The sequence below is a fragment of the Jeotgalicoccus meleagridis genome (assembly GCF_903994045.1).
Lineage (GTDB): Bacteria > Bacillota > Bacilli > Staphylococcales > Salinicoccaceae > Jeotgalicoccus > Jeotgalicoccus meleagridis.
Window position 1 is genome coordinate 228,016 of sequence record NZ_CAJEWD010000004.1, and the last position, 20,530, is coordinate 248,545.

Sequence of the window (20,530 nt, forward strand, 5' to 3'; positions counted from 1 at the left end):
ATATGATTTAGCTGTAAAATTCTGGTTTCAATAAACCGATGTACGGTAAATTTCTATATTTTTGGTCGAAATCTAAGCCGTATCCAACGACAAAGCCATCTGGAATCTCAGTTCCTATGTACTTCACATCAACATTTAGCTTGCGCTCTTCAACCGGCTTATCTAGTAAAGTAACAATTTCTATTGAAGCTACTTTTCTATATTCTAAAAATTTAATAATTGAATTTAGTGTCGTTCCTGTTTCAACAATATCTTCAACAATCAAGACGTGTCTTCCTTCAACTGAAGTTGATAAGTCTTTTAGAATCTTAACTTCACCAGTTGATTTTGTACCTACATAACTCGACACATCCATAAAATCCATTTCCATATGTGTATCTACATATTTGATGAGATCAGCCATGAACATAATCGAACCTTTTAATAAACCAACCATTATTGGTGTTTTACCTTCATAGTCCTTAGTAATTTGTTCACCCAGTCTTTGATTAATCTTATTTATTTCCTCTTCAGATAAGACGATTTCTGAAATATCATTTCTAATTGTCATGCGCTTACTCCTTCTTTATTCTTAAAGTTCTGTTTTCAGATGGTTCAATTATATTATAAATAGAACCAACTGCAATAATTATCCCATCGGCACTTTCAACAACAGGCATAATTCCTCTTTCACTTGCAGGTATTTTTTTATCGATAAAGAGCCGACTTAGCTTTTTGTGCCCGCCTTGTTTTAAAGGAACTCGGTCTCCATCTTGCTTACTTCTAATATAGAGCGGGTAGTCTGATGGATTCATATCCACATCTATACGATAATCATTATAAATAAACTTACCGCTCTCCTCAACAAACAGCGGTTTAGAACGCTGATTATTTGTGTCCTTTTTAAGACTCACTCTGTCATATTCAATCAATATATGATGACATTTTAACTTATAGGAACTTTGAGAGGGCCCATCTATTAACAATACATCTATTGTTTCTAATATTTTTCGTGATGCATATTCCCCGTGATGATTTAATAAAGTGTTCAGAATATAGATCCTTAAGAGATCTGGATGATTCTTATAAGCAGCTCTCGAAAATTGATAATTATCTTTTTTCAAGAAATCTTTAGCTTGATTAGTCGCGATTTCACTCAATTCATTTACATCTGTTTTTAAGCTCAGCAAATGACTGATATCCAAACTGTCTGAACTTACAATAGCAGGGACAATGTGATGTCTAATATAATTTCTAGTATAGTCATCTGATAGATTACTGCTATCTTCAAAGTATTTTACCTGATATTTATGTTGATATTCTTTAATGGCTTTTTTCGTCACATCCATAAGCGGTCTCAAAATATTAAGTTCACCTTGACGGTTTTCTGGAATTCCTAGATTTTGAAAAAGATAACGTCCACTTAATACTTGTTGTAAGACGGTCTCAACTTGATCATCTTGATGATGACCCATCAATAGCCAATCAATTTGGTGCGCATCTGTAATATCTTTAAAATACTGATAACGTGCACGTCTTCCGCTAGCTTGGGAAAACTCACCTTGAAAGTTCAAAGTAGTCATATGACAAGGCACTTTATCCTTTTCGGTCATCTCTTTTATATATGCTGCTTCTTTCTTAGAGGCTTCCCTTAAATTATGATTCACGTGAATAACGGTCAACTTTTCATATGTATCTCTTAAGTGTGTAGTTAAAAGGTGATATAGGACCATAGAATCAATTCCACCCGACAGGGCTAAAGCAATATGTTGATTTGACTGCCATCTAATTTTTAAATTTAAGTCCAATGTCATCATCCTAAAAATCAAAAGGGCCTCGAGCGAAGCTCTGGCCCTTTCTCTTTATTATCTGCGACCTCTACCACCGCGACGTGATTCTGCCTGTCTTTTAATTGTAGACAATCTCTCTTCGCTGTCTTTTAAAAAGCCTGATAATTTCTTCTCAAAATCTTCAGGAGAAGGCGTTTTTTGACGAGGTTTTGGTTTTGGTTTATCTTGTGCTTTTTTAATCGATAGACTAATCTTATTGTCGTCTCCAATAGATAGCACTTTAACTTCTATTTCGTCACCGACTTTTAGGTGTTCGTTGATGTCCTCTACGTACTTATCTGCTACTTCACTGATGTGAACTAATCCTGTTTTACCGCCTGGTAACTCAACAAACGCTCCAAATGGTTTAATACCTGTTACTTTGCCGATAACTTTACTGCCCGCTTCAACTGACATGTTTATATATTATCCTCCCAAAATCATTATACATTTCTATATTACCACTAAGTAAAAGAATAATCATTACATATGTAATGATTATTCCTTATCTTCTTTGTTTTCTTTTTCTTCTCCCTCAGGTAAATTAAAGATCAATTCTCCCTCTTCTGATAAGAAAAATTCACTTCTAGCAATTCTTAAAATATAATTATCATCGTTTAACTGTTTGATTTGTTGTTCCAAATCATCATGTTTTTTATTTCGCTCATCTAACACTTCAGATGTTGCAGCAACTTCTGTTTGTAATTCTTGGTTTGCTTTCTTCTGATTAACTCCAACTAATAGTAGAAGTAAGACAATGACCAACAGCACACTTCCGAAAACTACGGTCCTACGGCGCGACACCCTAGTTTCATTTTGAAGGCGTTTCTTTTCACTCTCACGCTTTTTTGTATAGTTATTAATGAGTCTAATTACTTTGTTATCCACCGACTGTCACACCACCCTAGTTTCAGTATCTCTTATATACAAGATACATCAAAATGGGCTGTCTTTCTATTAAAAATCAGTTTCTTTTTCTATTTTTTCTTCATTAATTACTTTGTACATACCTTCAGCATCTTCTTTTCTCGCTTTTTCGTTTAGCTGAAGTACTTCATAAGTTACAATGGCACGTCCAAAACGAATCACAAGTTCATCTCCTACTGATAAACTAGTTCCGGCTTTTGCAACACGTCCATTAACTTCAATACGCCCATCCTCACTGATCTCTTTTGCGAGTGTACGGCGCTTAATAATTCTAGACACCTTCAAGAACTTATCAAGTCTCATTTATTACACCTTCTTTTACAAGTTTTTCAGGACTGACTTCCTTATGAATGGTTTCTTTCATCCAAGGTAACACGATATTAGCGTAAGTCTTTTCGTGTTTAACCTTTGGTTTTTTGCCTTCTTTTGCTTTGGCATTTGCCCAAACTTTTCTTAAATCTTCTTCGTTTTCCACTACACTATCTCCGAATACATGCGGATGTCTTCTGACTACTTTTTGATTTAGAGACTTGAGTACATCATAAAAATCGAAATACCCTTCTTTTTTACCTATTGCTGCATGCAATGCCACTTGTAATAGAATATCTCCAAGCTCCTCGATCAGACCATCATCATCTTCTTTTTCAATCGCTTCTATTACTTCATAAGATTCTTCTAGTAGGTATCGCTCTAAGCTCTGATGTGTCTGTTTTTTATCCCAAGGACAACCTTCTTCACCCACTAGAGTATCAAAAACTTCAATCATATAATCAATATTTTTTTCGTCATAGCTGACTGAATTTTGTCTAGGAATATACATACACATAAGATTAGAGTCTGGGACCTGATGATCGATCTCTGCAATAGTAGCTTCATAGATGACCTGATCCTCACTACCTGCCTTATCCACTAAATAGGCTGGTGCATCATATTCATAATAGTCTAGCAGTGTCACTTTGACTTCACTAACTGATAGCTGATTATACACTTGAGTAATTAAAGTATGTTTGTTGTGATCTAAGTCAGCTACTTTTAAGTCCGTGCCATCCAAGAGTTGAAAGTTTTCATTAACTGGGACTTCTAAAGCAGTTATCACATCATCGATAAAGCTCTGACCCCCTGAAATTTCTACTTTCACTTTAGCTTCTTTCTCTCTTTTTAATAATAACTCCGTAGTTGTCTCATAAAACATTGGGTGTCCAGGGACTGCATAAGTGATATCAGTAGTTTTAGATTTTTCTAGTAAAGTTTCAGTGATTCTTTCATAGACTGATGAAAAATCATCTGCACTTTCATAATAATCATCGAAGCTAATTAACTTCACACCTTCATCACGTAACATGCTAATTGCAGGATGATCGAGTGTGCGTACATATAATGTCTTCGCTTCTTTAAGTGATTTATAAACACCGAGTGGCATCTTGTCCACGTCGGATGTTCCTAAACCAATGATTTTTATTGTGTTCATGACACAGCCTCCATTCTTGAGTCTTGTATCGCTGCCATTAAGTCGGTGAGTTCTTTAATATTTTTCGAACGTAAGGTAAGGCGTATCTCTTGGTCTTTAACAGAAATTTTCAAGCTTCTACTAAACGCTTCTGTATCTTTAAATAATTTCTCACCATCGATTTCCTCTGTCGCATTTTTAGAGACATTCAAGTAGAAATGACGAGCATCCTCTGACACCTTATAGATGCCATAAGTGAGTGCGTATATTTTTATCTTAACTAAGTCGATTAATGTCTCAACTTCCTTAGGATATTCTCCAAAGCGGTCGATGAGCTCATCTTCGATGTCTCTCAACTCTTCTAAGGACTTAGCTTGTCTCAAGCGTTTATAAATATCGATCTTAGACTGTTCATGTGTAATATAGGTAGCTGGAATATAAGCATCTGCTTCAATGTTAATTGGTATATTGACCGGTTCTTCCGCTTCTTCAATACCCTGTTTTTCTTTAACAGCACTTTCCAACATATCTGAATACATTTCATAACCGACTGAATCTATAAAGCCAGACTGATTTTTACCAAGTAAATTTCCTGCGCCTCGAATATTCAAGTCTCTCATGGCGATTTTGAATCCAGAGCCGAGTTCCGTATATTCTTTTATTGCTTCGAGTCTTTTTTCAGCGACTTCAGTTAACACCTTATTAGGCTGATGGAATAAGTAGGAATAAGCAATTCGGTTACTCCGTCCTACACGACCTCGCAGTTGATATAACTGACTTAGGCCAAAGCGATCTGCATCTTCAATAATTAAGGTGTTGGCATTTGGCACATCCACACCCGTTTCAATAATCGTAGTGGTTACGAGTACATCGTATTCTCCTCTAACAAAGGCGAGCATAGTTTCTTCAATTTGTTTTTCTGTCATTTTAGCATGCATCACTCCAACAGCTGCGTCTGGAGCCAACATCTCAACATGTGCTTGCTTATTATAAATGGTCGCTACACTATTGTGCAGATAGAAGACCTGTCCACCACGGGCCATTTCTCTTTCAATCGCTTCTTTGACGAAGTTTCCATTGTACTCTAATACATAAGTTTGAACAGGAAACCGGTTTTCAGGCGGGGTCTCTATCACGGATAAATCCCTCACGCCTGTTAAACTCATATGCAGTGTTCTTGGAATTGGAGTAGCAGTTAGCGTCAGCACATCAACATTACTTTTAAGTTGCTTAATCGCTTCTTTATGTTTAACACCAAAACGTTGTTCTTCATCCACAATTAAAAGTCCAAGGTCCTTGTACTCTATTGATTTGCCTAAAATTTTATGAGTACCAACGACTATATCAATTCTACCTTCTTTTAAGCCTTGAGCTGTTTCTCTATTTTCTTTAGCAGTTCTAAAGCGAGACATTAAAGCAACATTAACTGGATAATCTTCAATTCTCTCAATTAAGCTTTCAAAATGTTGTGCAGCAAGTATGGTTGTCGGTACTAAGAAAGCAACTTGTTTACCATCTTGAACTGCCTTAAAAGCTGCCCTTATAGCAACTTCTGTCTTACCATAACCAACATCCCCACAAAGGAGTCTATCCATTGGTTTTTTATCTTCCATGTCGTTTTTAATCTCGTGTATACTCGCTAACTGATCAGGTGTCGGTTCGTAAGGGAAACGCGCTTCAAAAGCTTCTTGCATTTCTGTATCAGGACTAAATTTAAAGCCTTCGGTCATTGCTCTTTCTTGATATAGTCTGATCAGCTCTTCAGCAATGTCATTAACATTCGCTTCAACTTTAGCTTTAGTCCTTTTCCACTCCACACCACCGAGTTTGTGCATTTTTGGTTTTCCATCATCACTAGATACATACTTCTGAACCAAGTCCATTTGATCTACCGGAATATATAATTGGTCAGTACCCTTGTACTGTAACTTCATATAATCACTATGAATACCGCCAACTTCCAAGGTCTCTATGCCAAGATATCGGCCTACACCATGATGGACATGAACAATATAATCCCCAGTATTTAACTCTTGATACGATTTTATTTTTTCAGCGTTGGATAGTTTTTGTCTGCGTTTTTTCTTTTTATGCGTTTTGTTATACAGTTCTTTTGAAGTTAAGATGGCTGTTGCCATGTAAGGTAAGATAAACCCATTAGATGTTTCTCCGACCGTAAGTACAATGCCTGATTCCACTGGAATATCTTCTATAAAACTAGGTATTTTCAAGTCATCTAATAGCTGCTTAGTTTTATTTAATTCATCTTGGTCTCTTAAAATAATATTGATTAAATAATCATTTTCTAACATAGAATTTAAATTCGATGCTAAAATATCATACTGACCATAGTAAATTTCAGTCGGTTTAACAGAAATCTTAATCATTTCACCAATCGATACTGGCATAGACTTCATAAATAGATTGAGATAGGTAACCCCTTTAAGATTAAGTAAACGCTCATACTGACCCTCTAAATAATTAGCGCCACCTTTAAACATTTGGCCAGCTTCTAAAACTGATGAAAAATAATTATGAACCGCTTCGAATTCTGCATCATAGGCAGACTTAATCGCGGTGATATCATCCGCAAATACTCTATGATTCGGCCCTAAGTAATCAAGTAATGATTGATTGTGATTATCTAAAAGATGAGCAAACTGACCGATGTAATCCGACAATAAATCAGGATGAGTCACTGTATTGTAATAATCTTCTAGGGCAGTTTTATTTACTTCAGACAGTCCGCTCGACGTTTCCTCATATAATTGTTCAATTTTTTCTAATAGCTCTAGTCGCTCACTGGGTTCTACAATATATTCTGCATAAGGTTCAATCGATGCTTCTTTTATATTCTCTAAAGACCTCTGAGTTTCTGGATCTAAGAGACGTAAAGAATCTACTTCATCATCAAATAACTCTATACGTAAAAAAGTGTCATGCATGTAGATATCAATAATATCTCCACGAACAGCAAATTCACCAAAGTTATCCGCCTGACTGACACGCTTGTAGCCAAGGCTCACCAAAAACTCTAAAAAATCATCGTAATTAATAATAGAACCCACTTCTAGAGTCTTCTCATAAGATGCTAATTTTTCTTTAGGCATCAAGGGTTTTAAAAGCCCATGTATCGGTACGATAAAGAGCCCTGCTCTCTCATGTAGCAAGGCTGATAAGGTCGACATTCTAGACTTCATAAATTCAGGACTTTGTTTTGATAGACTTTCGATCATAATATCGCCGACTGGGAAAGTGTACACATCATCCATTATATCCATCATACTATTGGCAAGCTTTTCCATATGATGGTTATTTTCAACAAAGATTACATTTGGTCGCTTGGATTGTTCAGTAAGTTCTTTTAGAAATACCGGTTTAAAATCATCATTCACACCGGTCACTAATAAATTTTTACTATCTTTATAATTTAAGACGCTTTGAACTCTGTCATCATTTAGTATACGTTCGCTAACTTTATCATGCATTGACATCACCATTATATTGATTCATCACATCTAAAAATTCTTCAGAGACAAAGCTTTGACACGCTTCGGAAGATCTTTCTAGGACCTTATTTAAAACCTGCTCATCTTCTTTTCTAAACTTACCTAGAACATAAGCTGTTACTGTCATGCCTTGAAAAGGACGATCAATTCCTAGACGAATACGATTATACTTTTCACTTGATAGGTGTTGGTTTAAGGATTTAATTCCATTGTGTCCACCACCGCTACCTTTTTGTCTCAATCTAATACGACCAAGCGGTAGATCTAAGTCATCATAAATGACCACAATATCTTCAAGTTCAATCCCGTAGTAGTCGATTAAAGGTCTAACGCCCTCACCAGAGAGATTCATAAAAGTTTGGGGTTTCACTAGCATTATTTTTTCGCCTTTGAAAAATCCAGTGCCATAATGGCATTTGAATTTATTTTGATCAAGGGCGATACTTGTATCTTCAGACAACTGGTCAATTGCCATAAAACCGATATTATGACGAGTACTATCATACTTCAAACCCGGATTTCCAAGTCCGATAAAACATCTCATATTCTTCACCTCATAAACGTTAAAAAAGGCGATGGAAAGTCCACCGCCGTTTGTTTAAAATGTTCAGGATAATTATTATTCTTCGTCTTCAGGCTCTTCGTCTTTTTGTTCAGTTGCTTCAACTTCTGTTTCGTCAACTTCTTCAGCATCTTCTTCTGGTTCTTCAGTTGGTGCACTTACGATAACTAGTGCATCGTCATCTTCGTTTTCGATAACAAAGTTGCCTTTTTCACGAATATCAGAAACGTGAACAGCATCACCAATGTTTAATTCAGAAATATCAACTTCGATAGTTTCAGGAATATCAGCTGGTTTAGCAGTTACTGACACTTCGAATAGTGGCTGTTCGATTACGCCACCTTCTTTTTGTCCTGGTGCTTCTCCAGTAAGTTCGATTTGCACATCAACAGTAACTTCAGTTTGCATATTAATAGCAATGAAGTCAATGTGAGTAATTTGGTTTTTAAGTGCATCGAATTGATAGTCGTTGACCATAACTTGTTTAGCACCATTGTCTAACTCTAAATCGATGACACCGTTACGTCCAACTTCACGAATTAACTTAATGAATTCATTTTCGTCTACTGATAATGATATATTGTCAGTTTCATAACCGTAAACAACTGCAGGTACTTGACCGTTTAAACGCAGTTCTTTCAGTTCTGATTGTTTTGATTTTCCAGCTCTTACGCTTGAGGCTAACTTAGCCATAATTATTTCCACCTTTCATCAAATAAAACTAAATATAATAACGCCTATCCTAACACATAGCCACGCTATATAATACCACAAAACTAGGCATTTTGTAAAAAATATGTTAATTTATCACGTTTGATCAAACAAAATACTAACAGATTCTTGCTCATGAACACGAATAATCGCTTGAGCAAGTAATTCTCCAACAGATAATTCAGTAATCTTATCGATTTTCTTCTCTTCTGGTAATTGAATTGAGTTCGTTACTACAAGCTCTTTAATTACTGATTCTTCAATACGTTCGATTGCTGGTCCTGATAGTACAGGATGTGTACAACATGCATACACACTCTTAGCACCTTTATCTACAAGTGCTTGTGCAGCTATTTTAATTGTGCCACCTGTATCAATGATATCATCAATAATAATTGCTGTCTTACCTTCAATTTCACCGACAATATTCATCACTTCAGCCACATTAGGACGTGGACGACGTTTATCGATAATTGCAATCGGTGCTTTCAAACGGTCAGCCATACGTCGTGCGCGAGTCACTCCACCGTGGTCCGGTGAAACAATCACAACCTCATCTAAGTTTATATCTTCATGTTCTAAGAAATAATCACTTAAAATTGGAACGCCCATCAGGTGATCAATAGGAATATCGAAGAAGCCTTGGATCTGTGGAGCGTGAAGATCTAAAGAGATGACGCGGTCCGCACCAGCTGTTTCGATTATATTTGCCACTAATTTAGCAGTAATAGGTTCACGAGCGCGACTCTTTCTATCTTGTCGAGCATAACCATAATAAGGCATTACAATATTAATAGTATTGGCAGAAGCACGTTTTAATGCATCAATCATGATTAGTAATTCCATCAGGTTTTCATTAACTGGCTGACTAGTAGGTTGAATGACATAGACATCACAACCACGTACACTTTCCTCAACGTTGACTTGAACTTCTTCATCTGAAAAACGATTGACTGTACACTTACCTAATGGAATGCCAATATGATCTGCAATTTCTGCAGCTAGTGGTTCATTCCCGGTCAATGTAAATAGTTTCATTTTGTTAGAGTTATTGTTTTGATTGCTAGAAACTAACATTTTGCGCCTCCAAGAGTTATTTTTTGTAGTAACCATCTTTTGTCGTTTGCTTATTGCGGGCAATTGCTAAACTGTCTTCTGGAACATCATCTGTAATTGTTGAACCTGCTGCTGTTATTGAACGATCGCCAACTGTCACAGGCGCTACTAAGTTCGTATTACAGCCGATAAACGCATCATCTCCGACCGTTGTTTTAAATTTGTTCACACCGTCATAGTTCACTGTGATCGCACCACAACCAATATTTGCACGTTCACCAATTTCTGCATCACCTATATAAGATAAGTGTGACACTTTGGCTCCGTCTTTCAATACTGATTTCTTCACTTCTACAAAGTTACCAATCTTAACAGTTTCACCCAGTTTTGCCCCGGGACGTAATTGCGCATATGGTCCCACTGTTGTACCATTGCCAATTTCAGCATCCGTCACGACAGAGTGCTTAATCTCTACATCGTCACCGATAATACTGTTAGATATTTCGCAGTTAGCAGAAATAATCGTGTTCTCACCAATAGCAGTCTGACCTTTTATTACAGTGTTCGGATAAATAATAGTATCCATACCAATTTTAACACTTTCATCGATATAAGTGTTCAGGGGATCGATAATTGTGACACCTTTTTCTAAGAGTGCATCATTGACTCGTTCTCTTAAAATTCTGGAGGCAAAGGCTAGCAATTTACGGTCATCGACACCGATAATTTCATTAGCATCTCTAGTTACATAAGCACCAACACGTTGACCTTTAGAGCTTAAAAGTCCAATAACATCAGTCAGATAATATTCATTTTTCTCATTGTCATTATCCACTTTTTCTAAGGTGTTAAAGAGGGCTTTATTATTAAAAATCATAGCACCTGCACTGACTTCTTTAATACCACGTTCTTCTTCACTTAGTTCAGCATCTTCTAAAATCGCCTTAACAGTTCCGTTTTCCTTACGTAGTACTCGCCCAAAATCTTCAGGAGTATCAGTTTGGGCAGATAAAATAGTTGCTTTAAAGCCAGTATTTCTATGCTCTTCTTGTAAATTTTCTATAGTTTTTGTTCTGATAAGTGGTGTGTCACCACAAATAACGAGGGTTTCTCCCTCTAGGTCTTTTAATTCAGCTGCTTGTTTAACTGCATGCGCTGTACCTAGCTGTTCTTGTTGTTCAATCGCTTTAACGCCTTCCGGCAGAATTTCTTTAACCGCTTCAGAAGATTCACCTATAATGACATAAATCTCTGAAATACCTGCGTTTCTCACATTGTTTATTACTCGTGAAATCATTGGAATACCGCCGACCTCATGCAATACTTTCGGTTTTTTTGAATTCATGCGCTTACCAGTGCCGGCAGCGGTAATAATCGCTCTTACTTGCATAATTAACCCCCATTTTATTACGATGCTTTAATTATATTTCAGTCGGCCATATCTTTCAAGACACAGCTTAGGCCGAACCTCCAAGGTCCGGCCTAAAATTTGACTTATTTTTCTTCTTCATCTGCTAAATCTTCTTCAACTTCTGGTGTGTCTTCACTAGAAATGTTCTCATCTTGTACAAGTGATGAATCACTTTCTCCTTCATCAGTTACAGGACCTTCTTCACTCTCACTAGGGTCAGACTCCACCGTAGGTTCTACTTTTTCTTCAGGATCTTCTGTTTCTTCGTAAACACGCATGACTTCTTCTTGGACATGCTGACGCATTTCCGTGTTAATTGGATGGGCAATATCTCTAAACTCACCATCAGGCGTACGTTTACTTGGCATCGCTACAAATAAGCCATTATTACCATCTATTACCCGTAAATCATGCACCACGAAAGCATCATCAAAAGTAACTGATACTAGTGCTTTCATTCGGGTATCCTGATTATTAACTTTTCTGAGTCTAACGTCTGTTATTTTCATGTGTTTGTCCTCCATAGAATTGTGTTTTAGATCTGTTGTGTAAAACCCGCATCTAACTTAAGAACCCACTAAAATATACAGTTATTCAAATGATGCGACGACTTCAATTTCAACTTTCGCATCTAATGGGAGTCGGCTAACTTCTACACATGATCTTGCTGGTAATTTACCCGTAAAGTACTCTCCATAAACTTTATTAATTACCGAGAAGTCGTTCATATCAGTAATGAAAATGTTAGTTTTAATTACATTTTCGTATGATAATTCAGCCGCTTCAAGCACAGCTCCAATATTTTCCAAAACTTGTTTCGCTTGTTCTTTAACATCTTCTGATACAATTTCACCTTGCAGTGTTAGTGGTACCTGACCTGATGAATAGAACAAATTCCCTGTTTTAACGCCATGACTATAAGGCCCTACAGCTGCTGGTGCTTTATTTGAATTAATTGGTTCCATGCTATCATCTCCATTTGTTTTATTTATTATCAATGTAATCTAAACAGTTACCTTCTTCAACTACAAACGATTCATTAAACTCATCTATTTCCGATACTTTGAGTAAAGATGTATAGTCATTAAAGCGTCTATTCGCTACTTGTTTCGCTTCAACTAAGACACTCACACCCGCCACTGTTGCATTGAATTCTTCCATGAGATTCGTTACTCCAGTGATAGATCCCCCAGCTCTTAAGAAATCATCTACAACCAATACTTTAGAACCTTCTTTTAGGGTGCGTTTTGATAAAACCATCGTTTCAATTTTACGTGTGGAGCCAGACACATAATTAATAGACACAGTCGAACCTTCAGTGACCTTGTTGTCTTTTCTAATGACAGCAACTGGTACATTTAACTTACGTGCAACCGCGTTAGCAAGAGAAATCCCTTTCGTTGCAATTGTGACAACCGCATCGATTTCAACATCTCCATACATCGTCGCGATTAAGTCACCAAAATCATTCATCATTTTAGGGTTCCCCATTATATCTGACATATATAGGTAGCCACCTGGTAACAGTCTTTCACTCTCTTCAAGTTCTTTTTTAAAGTCATCAATGATGACTTGAGCTCTTTCAAGACTAATTTTAGGGATAAACATCGCCCCTCCATTAGCACCTGCTGTTGTTCTTAATATACCAAGCCCTTCTTGATCCATAACATCCTTAATGATTCTAATATCCTCACTAATTGATGATTTTGCTTGGCTGAATTTATCTACGTAAGTTGTCAGTGGAATTAACTTATTTGGATTCGATACCAAATGCTGAGTCATATATACTAATCGTTCACTGCGTTTAAATTTCATAATCTTTCTCCTAATCCGCATTATTGGTAATGATTTTACCATATAAGTTCGGATTTTCCTACTTATCCCAACAATCTTATTCGATAAACTTCTGAACAACAGCCTTTCATGGCGTTGTATAGATGAATCGATTGTCTCTCTTTTCGACAAATTCCAAAAACAGTTGGACCACTGCCGCTCATTAAAGCTCCATCAGATCCAGAGACCCTCATATTCTCTAACAGTTTTTTTACTTCTGGATACTTCTTAACAGTGACTTCTTCAAGATCATTTTTTAAGGCGCTTACAATTGACTGATAGTCTTCATTTAAAATAGCCGTCTTCATCTCTTGTGAAGCTGCTTTATTTTTTCCAGGTCTAAGTGCTCTATATATAGACTTAGTCGACACACTAATATTTGGTTTGGCAAGCACTAACCAAGCGTGGGGCGGACTTTTAAGACGCTCAATAATTTCTCCACGACCTGTTGCTAGTGCAGTCCCCCCATAAACACAAAAAGGTATATCTGAACCAAGTTCAGCTGACAAATCAGCAAGCTCCGAAAGTTCTATTCCGAGATTATAGAGACTGTTTAAGCCACGAAAAGTCGCTGCCGCATCTGCTGAACCACCAGCGAGACCTGCAGCAATTGGTATGTGTTTATCGATATTAATCGTCACACCAGTTTCAATGTGATAACGCTCCATCATCAGTTCAGCTGCTTGGTAGGCGAGATTCCGTCTATCTGTCGGAACGAACTGATGATCAGACTGGATAACAATTTTCCGATCCTTTCGCCTTTCAAAAGATAAATTATCATTTAAATCCACAGTCGTCATAACCATGCTTACTTCATGATAACCATCATTTCTTTTGTACAGCGTATCTAAGGTTAAGTTAATTTTTGCTGGTGCTGTTTCATAATGCATATTTCCATGTCCTTTATTAATTTTTTAATCGTCTAGATATATGCGTTATTTTATCATATTTCTATGGCTCTAAGTGCTTAAATTAAAACAAGTCACACCTTTATAGATGTGGCTTGTGCTTAATCCTATTAGTCGTCAGTCTTCTTAGCTCTAAATGCAGATAAGACAACTACGAAGCTGACCGCTACCCAAGCCGCTAGAATGATGAATTCTCTAATTCCTGCGTCACCACTTAAAATAAAGAGATGTTGGTATAGCGGGAAATATTCTGCAATCTTAACGACAATACTGTCAGGATTTGTGATTATCAATTCAATGTAGGGTGTAAAACCAAAAATAAACATAATTGGTATGAGATATACGGACGTTGTTGCCACTGACTCAACAAGTAATCCAATACCAATCCCTAAATTTATAAAGAATATGCCAAGTAAAATTAGACTGACAATGTTCTCAAATGTCCAGTAATTCTCAGGTTGAATCACTAGGATTGATAGAACGAGCGAGATGATTGTCATTAAGCCAATCACCATACTTTTACCTAGAATGATATCTATAAAAGTCGCTGGAGACTGCAGTAGACCTCTCAGTGTATCTTTTTCATTTTCTTCTGCAATCATTGTCATAATCGCACTGAATGACACTGCCGAAAACACCACACCTGCAATAATAGCGAGTATCTCTGGTGGTAAACCTTCTCCTGTCTCACCGCCTATATTAGTAAAGAAAAAGGCGAGAATGATTGGAATCAAGGCTGAAGTAAATAACATCATATTCTTTAAGAATTCTTTTAAATCCTTTTCAAAAATTGCCATTATTCTAGTGATATTCATATTAATACAACTCCTTACCTGTTACTTTTTTAAATACTTCACCAAGTGTTGGAAAGTCTGTTCTCACATCAATCGCTTGTTCATCAAGTAACACTGTCTTTAATAAATTGTCGTTTTCTGAAGTCTTTTCAAATGATTTATTTCTACCATCAGCATATGTGACATGGACAAGGTTACGCTTATATTTATGACGTAATTCATTAGGTGCACCGTGATCTTGAATTATACCTTGATATAAAAAGGCAACCTGGTCACATAATCTCGTAGCTTCTTCCATATTATGTGTCGTTAAAAGTGTTGTTGTTCCTTCATCTCTTAAAACTTCTAACATCTCGTGAATTTTTTCAGCAGTCGTCGGATCTAAGGCTGAAGTCGGCTCATCTAAAAATAGAATGTCTGGTTTGTGAATTACTGCCTTACAAAGCAGTATTCTTTGTTTCATCCCTTTAGATAGTTTAGATACTGTTTTATTGATTTCTTCTAAAAGTCCAACGTCTTCGAGCACACGTTCTACTGAACCTTTCGGCGCACCGTATAACTTTCTAAATAATTCCAAGTTATCTTTCACAGTTAATCTCTCATATAAGGAACTTTTATCTGATAAAATACCTAACTTACTTACATAGTCATTTTTATCAAACTGTTCGTGGTTGTATCCATTGACGATAACAGTACCTGAGTTAGGTTCAAACTCACCTGTTAGTATTTTTATCGTTGTGGTTTTACCTGAACCACTTGGGCCTAATAACCCAAATATTTGTCCTTTTCCCACTTCAAAAGAAACACCTTTTAAAGCACGCTCATTACCAAATGTTTTTGTTAATTCCTTCACTTTAATAACGCTCATATAAAAAACCTCCTAATTCGATGTCTTGTTCTTCTTCAAGCTTAGGAGAAAAAGAAAAACGCCACGATAAGATCCCGGCGAGTTGTAACTATTAAGTCTTCAATTGTAGTAATCAGACCTTGTATTGATATGAAATTTTACTGAACTGTACCGAAAACAAGGTCAATTGTACTTAGGGCTTCTCATGTATGTCTAAACTTCTAAAGATAAGGAACATAGTGACTCCTAGCCACACAAGTAAAATAATGAAGGGCATTACACTAGCGTTATTTTGTATCGCTATCAGCTGATAAACCGGTGTTAGGTCTATTAAAAATTTGATAAACGATATATTTGTGAGTCCCATGCTCTCAACAATCGGTGTCATACCGAGTAAAAATAAGATAATGACACCGGCAACTGTAGAAGTTGTTTCTAATTTTGACCGAATCCCAGCCAGTATTCCAAGATTCAAGAATACTAACATGGCAAGAAACAATCCTAGTGCCAAACTGAGTGATAAGATGCTCATGCGATCAACAATTAAAAGTGAGGCGATAATTAACAAGATTGACATTAGAATGACGAGTGAACTTCTTCCCACAATCATTAAAAGAAGATCTTTTTTATCTTTAACCACCATACGAATCATACCGTGTTCTATCTCATCAGCAAATAAAGTTAGTGGCACATTTGTCGTTACAGCTGCTAGGACTATACCAATTATTATGAACACCATTAGGTTAGGTAGAGCTTCACCAACATCTTGTCCAATCATCCGATAAATCACTGCCATCCCGATAGGCATTAAAAAAAGAGTGAAGACAGAATAATTAGCAAGGTATTCTTTAAAATCACGGTAAATTGTGGCGTATATTTTGTGCATTATAATCAGTCACCCTACCTATAATGTGATGAGTCGTTCTTGAATTTCATTATATTTCGCTCTAGATAAGGGAATCTTAGATTCTTCATTGTTGTCGATAATCACAGAGTAAGCATTTTTTGACCAAGTAATAATTTCCTTTACCTTATGTAGATTGACGATGTAAGATCGATGACAACGATAGAAGCCATGTCCACTCAACTCATCTTCTGCATTTTGCAAAGTTGTTTCCATCATAAATTTCTCGCCATCTAGATTAATGTACACCTTACCATCCTGACTCTCTAGAAATTCTATTTCAGAAATATCCACGAAAATCGTCTTATCATTCGCTTTTACTTTCACTTTTGTATTTAAAGATTCTTTACCATCAGTGTTTTCTGTTGTCTCTACAACTTTCAAGCCCTCATCATTAATCTTCATTACATCAGCTTGTAAGACAAAGGCATCTTCTAGACGAGATGTCACGACTAAGAGTGACTTATTTTGATCAAGGAGCTGTCGTTTCATCTTATGAAACAGATGGATATTGTCATTAATAGTGTGTAGAAAAGGATCAATAAAGACGATGTGTTCTTCATCTGTTAACAAGGCATGTATATAATTGAGCTTTTGAACTTCATTCTTGTTTTCTTTAGAAAGCTTTTCATCAGGATCAGTAATTTTAAACTGCTGGATTAAGTCATTTACTTTTAAGTCACTATTATACCATTTCTTCAATTACTTAATGTGATCTCTAAAAGTGATACGCTTATAGATTGGAATGTCATTAGTAAAAACATTGGAATCCGATGTTCTAACAATTTTCGTTAATTTTTCAAAATAATCATAAGGCATTTGTACTGCATAAGACTCTCCCTTATGTATTTGAATTTTATCTTGTGTCGATTTACCAATCAAAGAAGCTATTTCTAAGTTCATCAAATCGTCCTCCAGCATTATTTTCACACTTAAATTTATCATGTAAACGTAATCATTACAATTTTCGATAATATTTGGGCAAAAAGACTTTATTTCTCTTTCGAAGTATTGTATATTAAGAGCAGTTACATAATGTAACTCAATATTATTTTCACACCTCGGAGGTATATTTAATGACTAAAATTGGAATTATTACTGGAAGTGTACGCGAAGGACGCGTTAACTTACAAGTAGCAGAATGGGTAAAAGAACTTGCTGATAAATTAAACATTGACGATGCAGAATTTGAAATTGTCGATATTAAAGACTATGAGCTTCCACTTTTCAATGAAGCTATGCCACCAGCAATGGCTAACAAACAGTATACAAGTGAAGACATCAACCGTTGGTCACAAAAAGTTGACTCATTAGATGGTTTCATCTTCATCACACCTGAATACAACAAATCAACTTCAACTGTACTTAAGAGTCAAATTGACTACTTAGGACCAGAGTTTGGTAACAAACCTGCTGGTATCGTAGGTTACGGTTCAACATTAGGTGTTGCAGCTACACAATCACTACGTCAAATCTTAGCTAACTTCAATGTTGCTACAGTTGGACCTTTCGGAGCATTCAGCTTATTCACTGATTTCGAAAACATGTCTACATTCAAACCAGCTGAAGTACACACTGCTACAATCGAAGCAGTTGTTACAACTACAGCGAACTGGGCTAAAGCTTTCAAAACGATTAGATAAGTTAAAACACAAAAAAGTAGCACACGTCAAATTGACGTATGCTACTTTTTTTATCTAATTTTTTAAGAAAAAGACTTAAAATCCAAAGGAATCGCTATATTCTTGAATGACCTTCTTCTGTGCACTTGCAACATTGAAGGTACTATCAATCAGATTATCCAATCTTAGTAAGATGTCATCACTTTCTATACCTTCTTTTGAAAAGTCCAAATCAGTTATATATACATAACTTTGCACAATATTCGCTTTCATGTATGACAGAATTGGTTTGAGTTGTTGCTCAGCGACTAAATAGTGTCTCAGTGAACCGGCTGTTACTACCAAGCCGACTGTTTTATCTCTAAAACCATCTGCTGGAAGTAGATCAAAAAGATTTTTTAATGTCCCTGGTATTGAGGCTTGGAAAATAGGTGTGCCAATAAAAATCACTTCAGCATCCATAATTTTTTTAAGAGCTTCTGAAGTCGAGCCACCATAATCTAAGTAGTTTCTCCCATCAGAAAAAGGAAAATCATATTCTTTTAAATCAATGTATTCTAATTCATGGCCACCAAGTGCTTTTATTTTTTCTGCAAGTTCAGTAGTTGCTTTACGCGTTTTACTTCCTACTACTGATCCACTAATCACTGCAACTTTCATTATTCTTCCTCCTTAGTTCTTGTATGTTTTTTCACTTCAGGTAAGATTTTTTCACCAATAATATCAATATTTCTCTTAACATCATCTAAAGGTACCCCGCCAAAGTCAAGCTGACCAATATACCTTGAATTGTTAAACAATTCGTGTTGATATAAGATTTTTTCGACAATTAGTTTTGGATCTCCAACATTCAATACACTGCGTCTGTCTTTACCTTCATTAAATGCTGCTTTTGGAAAGCCACTGCCATTTGTTTTCATATGGCCTTCGTTAATATGAGGATAATACTGTTTATATGCTTCAATCATATTCTCATGAGCAAAAAGAAATCCTGCAGTAGCAATTGGTAGGTTCTTGACATCATGTCCGGCCTGAACAGCCGCTTCACGATAAACATCTACCCTGCTTTTAAAGGCCTCTGCTGGTCCACCAAGATGCGCGAGATACATTGGCACCCCTTCTTGCCCAGCCTTGTAGGCAGAAGCTAGAGCCCCACCTACAGCCCTCCATATTGGTAGACCTTTTTGTTCATTGTCTGGTCTCGGAATCACATGGGCATTTTTTAATGGCGCTCTATATTCCCCTTGCCAGTTAACATACTCATTTTCATTTATTTCTAAGAGTAATTTAAACTTCTCTTCAAAAAGTGCCTCATAATCGTCAAGATTATATCCTAATAAGTCATAAAGCCCGACTCTTGAAGCTCGACCGGCAACGAGTTCCATTCGTCCATCAGAAATCAAATCAATGGTTGCTGCATCTTCAAACACACGCACTGGATCCGAAGTGCTAATGATAGTTGAACCCGATGACAATTTTATAGTTTTTGTCGCTTGAGCGAGAGCAGATAAAATCACTGTATGTGCCTGACCAACAAAGTAGTCCTGATGTGACTCACCAACTTGGAAAATATCAAAACCTGCTTGTTCTGCATATCTTCCCATTTCTATAATATCCTTAATTCTCTGACCAGCTGAAATTCGTTCCTTTGTATATGGATTAGGCAAATGATCAGCAAGTGTATATATACCGAACTCTATACCATTCTTTAAATCTATCTTCGGAACTATATGTCGATTTCGAGAGTCCATATATTTCACTCCTAATTATCTTTAAATCTAATATATATGTAAGTACTAGGATTAGTCAGTTTTTTAGCTCATAAAATAAAAAACCATCCTTTCGGATGGTTTTGTCATATGTTATTGAATAAGAAATTCTTCTGTAAAGTCGTCATTATAGAAAGTTACTTCTACGTTTGATGTTAATACGTCGGTGTATGTATAAGATACACGTTCGAAATTGTGTTCGTCTTGATCTAGTTCAACTACGAAAATCGATGGATAAGTCTCTCTTAAAATACCTTTTCTTTCAATCAACTTCTTGCGTCCTCCGTTAGCACGAAGTACACATGGATTTCCTAACTGACAATCAAGAATCTTTTTGATGTCGATTAATGTTTTTGGCATTATACCCCACCTCACTAAATACTATTATAGCAAGTTTACATAATTCTGTCAAAAAATAGCCA

At 36.3% G+C, this 20,530-nt stretch carries 24 protein-coding genes; 1 reads left to right on the plus strand and 23 read right to left on the minus strand.

Annotated features, from left to right (window positions below):
* Nucleotides 1-7 precede the first annotated feature (7 nt).
* From hpt to JEOSCH030_RS03720, 20 genes are all read right to left on the minus strand, one after another.
* Nucleotides 8-550, minus strand: coding sequence for a hypoxanthine phosphoribosyltransferase (gene hpt, locus JEOSCH030_RS03625; protein ID WP_407929462.1), 543 nt, complete (start codon nt 548-550; stop codon nt 8-10).
* A 4-nt stretch (nt 551-554) separates the two neighbouring features.
* Entirely contained in the window at nt 555-1,787 is a 1,233-nt protein-coding gene (gene tilS, locus JEOSCH030_RS03630; protein ID WP_185125254.1) for a tRNA lysidine(34) synthetase TilS, read from the minus strand.
* A 57-nt stretch (nt 1,788-1,844) separates the two neighbouring features.
* Nucleotides 1,845-2,225, minus strand: a complete 381-nt coding sequence (locus JEOSCH030_RS03635) for a S1 domain-containing RNA-binding protein (protein WP_185125255.1) — start codon at nt 2,223-2,225, stop codon at nt 1,845-1,847.
* An 81-nt stretch (nt 2,226-2,306) separates the two neighbouring features.
* Nucleotides 2,307-2,696 (minus strand): FtsB family cell division protein, encoded by a 390-nt coding sequence (locus tag JEOSCH030_RS03640; protein WP_235962211.1) that lies wholly within the window; start codon nt 2,694-2,696, stop codon nt 2,307-2,309.
* Between the two features lie 69 nt (nt 2,697-2,765).
* A complete protein-coding gene (locus JEOSCH030_RS03645) occupies nt 2,766-3,038 on the minus strand; it encodes an RNA-binding S4 domain-containing protein (protein WP_185125256.1) in 273 nt (90 codons plus the stop codon).
* Nucleotides 3,028-4,203, minus strand: a complete 1,176-nt coding sequence (locus JEOSCH030_RS03650; protein WP_185125257.1) for a MazG family protein — start codon at nt 4,201-4,203, stop codon at nt 3,028-3,030. Before JEOSCH030_RS03650 ends, JEOSCH030_RS03645 begins: the two co-directional genes overlap by 11 nt.
* On the minus strand, nt 4,200-7,670 hold the full coding sequence (mfd, locus tag JEOSCH030_RS03655) for a transcription-repair coupling factor (RefSeq protein ID WP_185125258.1): 3,471 nt from the start codon (nt 7,668-7,670) through the stop codon (nt 4,200-4,202). The genes JEOSCH030_RS03650 and mfd overlap by 4 nt, the downstream gene beginning before the upstream one ends.
* Nucleotides 7,663-8,235, minus strand: a complete 573-nt coding sequence (gene pth / locus JEOSCH030_RS03660; RefSeq protein ID WP_185125259.1) for an aminoacyl-tRNA hydrolase — start codon at nt 8,233-8,235, stop codon at nt 7,663-7,665. The genes mfd and pth overlap by 8 nt, the downstream gene beginning before the upstream one ends.
* 75 nt (nt 8,236-8,310) lie before the next feature.
* Nucleotides 8,311-8,946 (minus strand): 50S ribosomal protein L25/general stress protein Ctc, encoded by a 636-nt coding sequence (locus tag JEOSCH030_RS03665; RefSeq protein ID WP_185125260.1) that lies wholly within the window; start codon nt 8,944-8,946, stop codon nt 8,311-8,313.
* A 114-nt stretch (nt 8,947-9,060) separates the two neighbouring features.
* Nucleotides 9,061-10,002: a ribose-phosphate diphosphokinase gene (locus tag JEOSCH030_RS03670; protein WP_407929463.1), complete on the minus strand. Its 942-nt coding sequence runs from the start codon at nt 10,000-10,002 to the stop codon at nt 9,061-9,063.
* 55 nt (nt 10,003-10,057) lie between these two features.
* On the minus strand, nt 10,058-11,410 hold the full coding sequence (gene glmU / locus JEOSCH030_RS03675; RefSeq protein WP_185125262.1) for a bifunctional UDP-N-acetylglucosamine diphosphorylase/glucosamine-1-phosphate N-acetyltransferase GlmU: 1,353 nt from the start codon (nt 11,408-11,410) through the stop codon (nt 10,058-10,060).
* A gap of 104 nt (nt 11,411-11,514) precedes the next feature.
* A complete protein-coding gene (gene spoVG, locus JEOSCH030_RS03680; protein ID WP_185125263.1) occupies nt 11,515-11,940 on the minus strand; it encodes a septation regulator SpoVG in 426 nt (141 codons plus the stop codon).
* Between the two features lie 81 nt (nt 11,941-12,021).
* Complete coding sequence (locus JEOSCH030_RS03685) at nt 12,022-12,396, minus strand: RidA family protein (RefSeq protein ID WP_185125264.1); 375 nt, start codon at nt 12,394-12,396, stop codon at nt 12,022-12,024.
* A gap of 19 nt (nt 12,397-12,415) precedes the next feature.
* The gene (gene purR, locus JEOSCH030_RS03690) at nt 12,416-13,246 is read right to left on the minus strand and encodes a pur operon repressor (RefSeq protein ID WP_185125265.1); all 831 of its coding nucleotides are present in this window, start codon (nt 13,244-13,246) and stop codon (nt 12,416-12,418) included.
* 62 nt (nt 13,247-13,308) lie between these two features.
* Nucleotides 13,309-14,154: a 4-(cytidine 5'-diphospho)-2-C-methyl-D-erythritol kinase gene (ispE, locus tag JEOSCH030_RS03695; RefSeq protein WP_185125266.1), complete on the minus strand. Its 846-nt coding sequence runs from the start codon at nt 14,152-14,154 to the stop codon at nt 13,309-13,311.
* Nucleotides 14,155-14,282: 128 nt separating this feature from the next.
* Nucleotides 14,283-14,987: an ABC transporter permease gene (locus JEOSCH030_RS03700; RefSeq protein ID WP_185125267.1), complete on the minus strand. Its 705-nt coding sequence runs from the start codon at nt 14,985-14,987 to the stop codon at nt 14,283-14,285.
* A gap of 1 nt (nt 14,988) precedes the next feature.
* Entirely contained in the window at nt 14,989-15,834 is an 846-nt protein-coding gene (locus JEOSCH030_RS03705; RefSeq protein WP_185125268.1) for an ABC transporter ATP-binding protein, read from the minus strand.
* A gap of 172 nt (nt 15,835-16,006) precedes the next feature.
* Nucleotides 16,007-16,699: a hypothetical protein gene (locus JEOSCH030_RS03710; protein ID WP_185125269.1), complete on the minus strand. Its 693-nt coding sequence runs from the start codon at nt 16,697-16,699 to the stop codon at nt 16,007-16,009.
* 18 nt (nt 16,700-16,717) lie between these two features.
* Nucleotides 16,718-17,419: a LytTR family DNA-binding domain-containing protein gene (locus tag JEOSCH030_RS03715; protein ID WP_185125270.1), complete on the minus strand. Its 702-nt coding sequence runs from the start codon at nt 17,417-17,419 to the stop codon at nt 16,718-16,720.
* Complete coding sequence (locus JEOSCH030_RS03720) at nt 17,420-17,620, minus strand: hypothetical protein (RefSeq protein WP_185125271.1); 201 nt, start codon at nt 17,618-17,620, stop codon at nt 17,420-17,422.
* Between the two features lie 173 nt (nt 17,621-17,793).
* Here JEOSCH030_RS03720 and JEOSCH030_RS03725 point away from each other — a divergent pair, with 173 nt between their 5' ends.
* Nucleotides 17,794-18,360: an NADPH-dependent FMN reductase gene (locus JEOSCH030_RS03725; protein ID WP_185125272.1), complete on the plus strand. Its 567-nt coding sequence runs from the start codon at nt 17,794-17,796 to the stop codon at nt 18,358-18,360.
* A 75-nt stretch (nt 18,361-18,435) separates the two neighbouring features.
* Here JEOSCH030_RS03725 and JEOSCH030_RS03730 read toward each other — a convergent pair whose 3' ends face one another.
* The 3 genes from JEOSCH030_RS03730 to JEOSCH030_RS03740 form a co-directional block, all read right to left on the minus strand.
* A complete protein-coding gene (locus tag JEOSCH030_RS03730; protein ID WP_185125273.1) occupies nt 18,436-18,999 on the minus strand; it encodes an NADPH-dependent FMN reductase in 564 nt (187 codons plus the stop codon).
* Nucleotides 18,999-20,090 carry an LLM class flavin-dependent oxidoreductase gene (locus tag JEOSCH030_RS03735; protein WP_185125274.1) on the minus strand — a complete coding sequence of 364 codons (1,092 nt, stop codon included), beginning with the start codon at nt 20,088-20,090 and terminating at the stop codon, nt 18,999-19,001. The genes JEOSCH030_RS03730 and JEOSCH030_RS03735 overlap by 1 nt, the downstream gene beginning before the upstream one ends.
* A gap of 111 nt (nt 20,091-20,201) precedes the next feature.
* Nucleotides 20,202-20,468, minus strand: coding sequence for a Veg family protein (locus tag JEOSCH030_RS03740; protein WP_026860087.1), 267 nt, complete (start codon nt 20,466-20,468; stop codon nt 20,202-20,204).
* Nucleotides 20,469-20,530: the final 62 nt, after the last annotated feature.

What these genes read in the sequence shown, in the direction of transcription:
- hpt (WP_407929462.1), bottom strand. Translation starts at nt 550, where the DNA reads ATGACAATTAGAAATGATATTTCAGAAATCGTCTTATCTGAAGAGGAA.
- JEOSCH030_RS03635 (WP_185125255.1), bottom strand. Translation starts at nt 2,225, where the DNA reads ATGTCAGTTGAAGCGGGCAGTAAAGTTATCGGCAAAGTAACAGGTATT.
- JEOSCH030_RS03645 (WP_185125256.1), bottom strand. Translation starts at nt 3,038, where the DNA reads ATGAGACTTGATAAGTTCTTGAAGGTGTCTAGAATTATTAAGCGCCGT.
- JEOSCH030_RS03650 (WP_185125257.1), bottom strand. Translation starts at nt 4,203, where the DNA reads ATGAACACAATAAAAATCATTGGTTTAGGAACATCCGACGTGGACAAG.
- mfd (WP_185125258.1), bottom strand. Translation starts at nt 7,670, where the DNA reads ATGCATGATAAAGTTAGCGAACGTATACTAAATGATGACAGAGTTCAA.
- pth (WP_185125259.1), bottom strand. Translation starts at nt 8,235, where the DNA reads ATGAGATGTTTTATCGGACTTGGAAATCCGGGTTTGAAGTATGATAGT.
- JEOSCH030_RS03665 (WP_185125260.1), bottom strand. Translation starts at nt 8,946, where the DNA reads ATGGCTAAGTTAGCCTCAAGCGTAAGAGCTGGAAAATCAAAACAATCA.
- JEOSCH030_RS03670 (WP_407929463.1), bottom strand. Translation starts at nt 10,002, where the DNA reads ATGAAACTATTTACATTGACCGGGAATGAACCACTAGCTGCAGAAATT.
- glmU (WP_185125262.1), bottom strand. Translation starts at nt 11,410, where the DNA reads ATGCAAGTAAGAGCGATTATTACCGCTGCCGGCACTGGTAAGCGCATG.
- spoVG (WP_185125263.1), bottom strand. Translation starts at nt 11,940, where the DNA reads ATGAAAATAACAGACGTTAGACTCAGAAAAGTTAATAATCAGGATACC.
- JEOSCH030_RS03685 (WP_185125264.1), bottom strand. Translation starts at nt 12,396, where the DNA reads ATGGAACCAATTAATTCAAATAAAGCACCAGCAGCTGTAGGGCCTTAT.
- purR (WP_185125265.1), bottom strand. Translation starts at nt 13,246, where the DNA reads ATGAAATTTAAACGCAGTGAACGATTAGTATATATGACTCAGCATTTG.
- ispE (WP_185125266.1), bottom strand. Translation starts at nt 14,154, where the DNA reads ATGCATTATGAAACAGCACCAGCAAAAATTAACTTAACCTTAGATACG.
- JEOSCH030_RS03700 (WP_185125267.1), bottom strand. Translation starts at nt 14,987, where the DNA reads ATGAATATCACTAGAATAATGGCAATTTTTGAAAAGGATTTAAAAGAA.
- JEOSCH030_RS03705 (WP_185125268.1), bottom strand. Translation starts at nt 15,834, where the DNA reads ATGAGCGTTATTAAAGTGAAGGAATTAACAAAAACATTTGGTAATGAG.
- JEOSCH030_RS03710 (WP_185125269.1), bottom strand. Translation starts at nt 16,699, where the DNA reads ATGCACAAAATATACGCCACAATTTACCGTGATTTTAAAGAATACCTT.
- JEOSCH030_RS03720 (WP_185125271.1), bottom strand. Translation starts at nt 17,620, where the DNA reads ATGAACTTAGAAATAGCTTCTTTGATTGGTAAATCGACACAAGATAAA.
- JEOSCH030_RS03725 (WP_185125272.1), top strand. Translation starts at nt 17,794, where the DNA reads ATGACTAAAATTGGAATTATTACTGGAAGTGTACGCGAAGGACGCGTT.
- JEOSCH030_RS03730 (WP_185125273.1), bottom strand. Translation starts at nt 18,999, where the DNA reads ATGAAAGTTGCAGTGATTAGTGGATCAGTAGTAGGAAGTAAAACGCGT.
- JEOSCH030_RS03735 (WP_185125274.1), bottom strand. Translation starts at nt 20,090, where the DNA reads ATGGACTCTCGAAATCGACATATAGTTCCGAAGATAGATTTAAAGAAT.
- JEOSCH030_RS03740 (WP_026860087.1), bottom strand. Translation starts at nt 20,468, where the DNA reads ATGCCAAAAACATTAATCGACATCAAAAAGATTCTTGATTGTCAGTTA.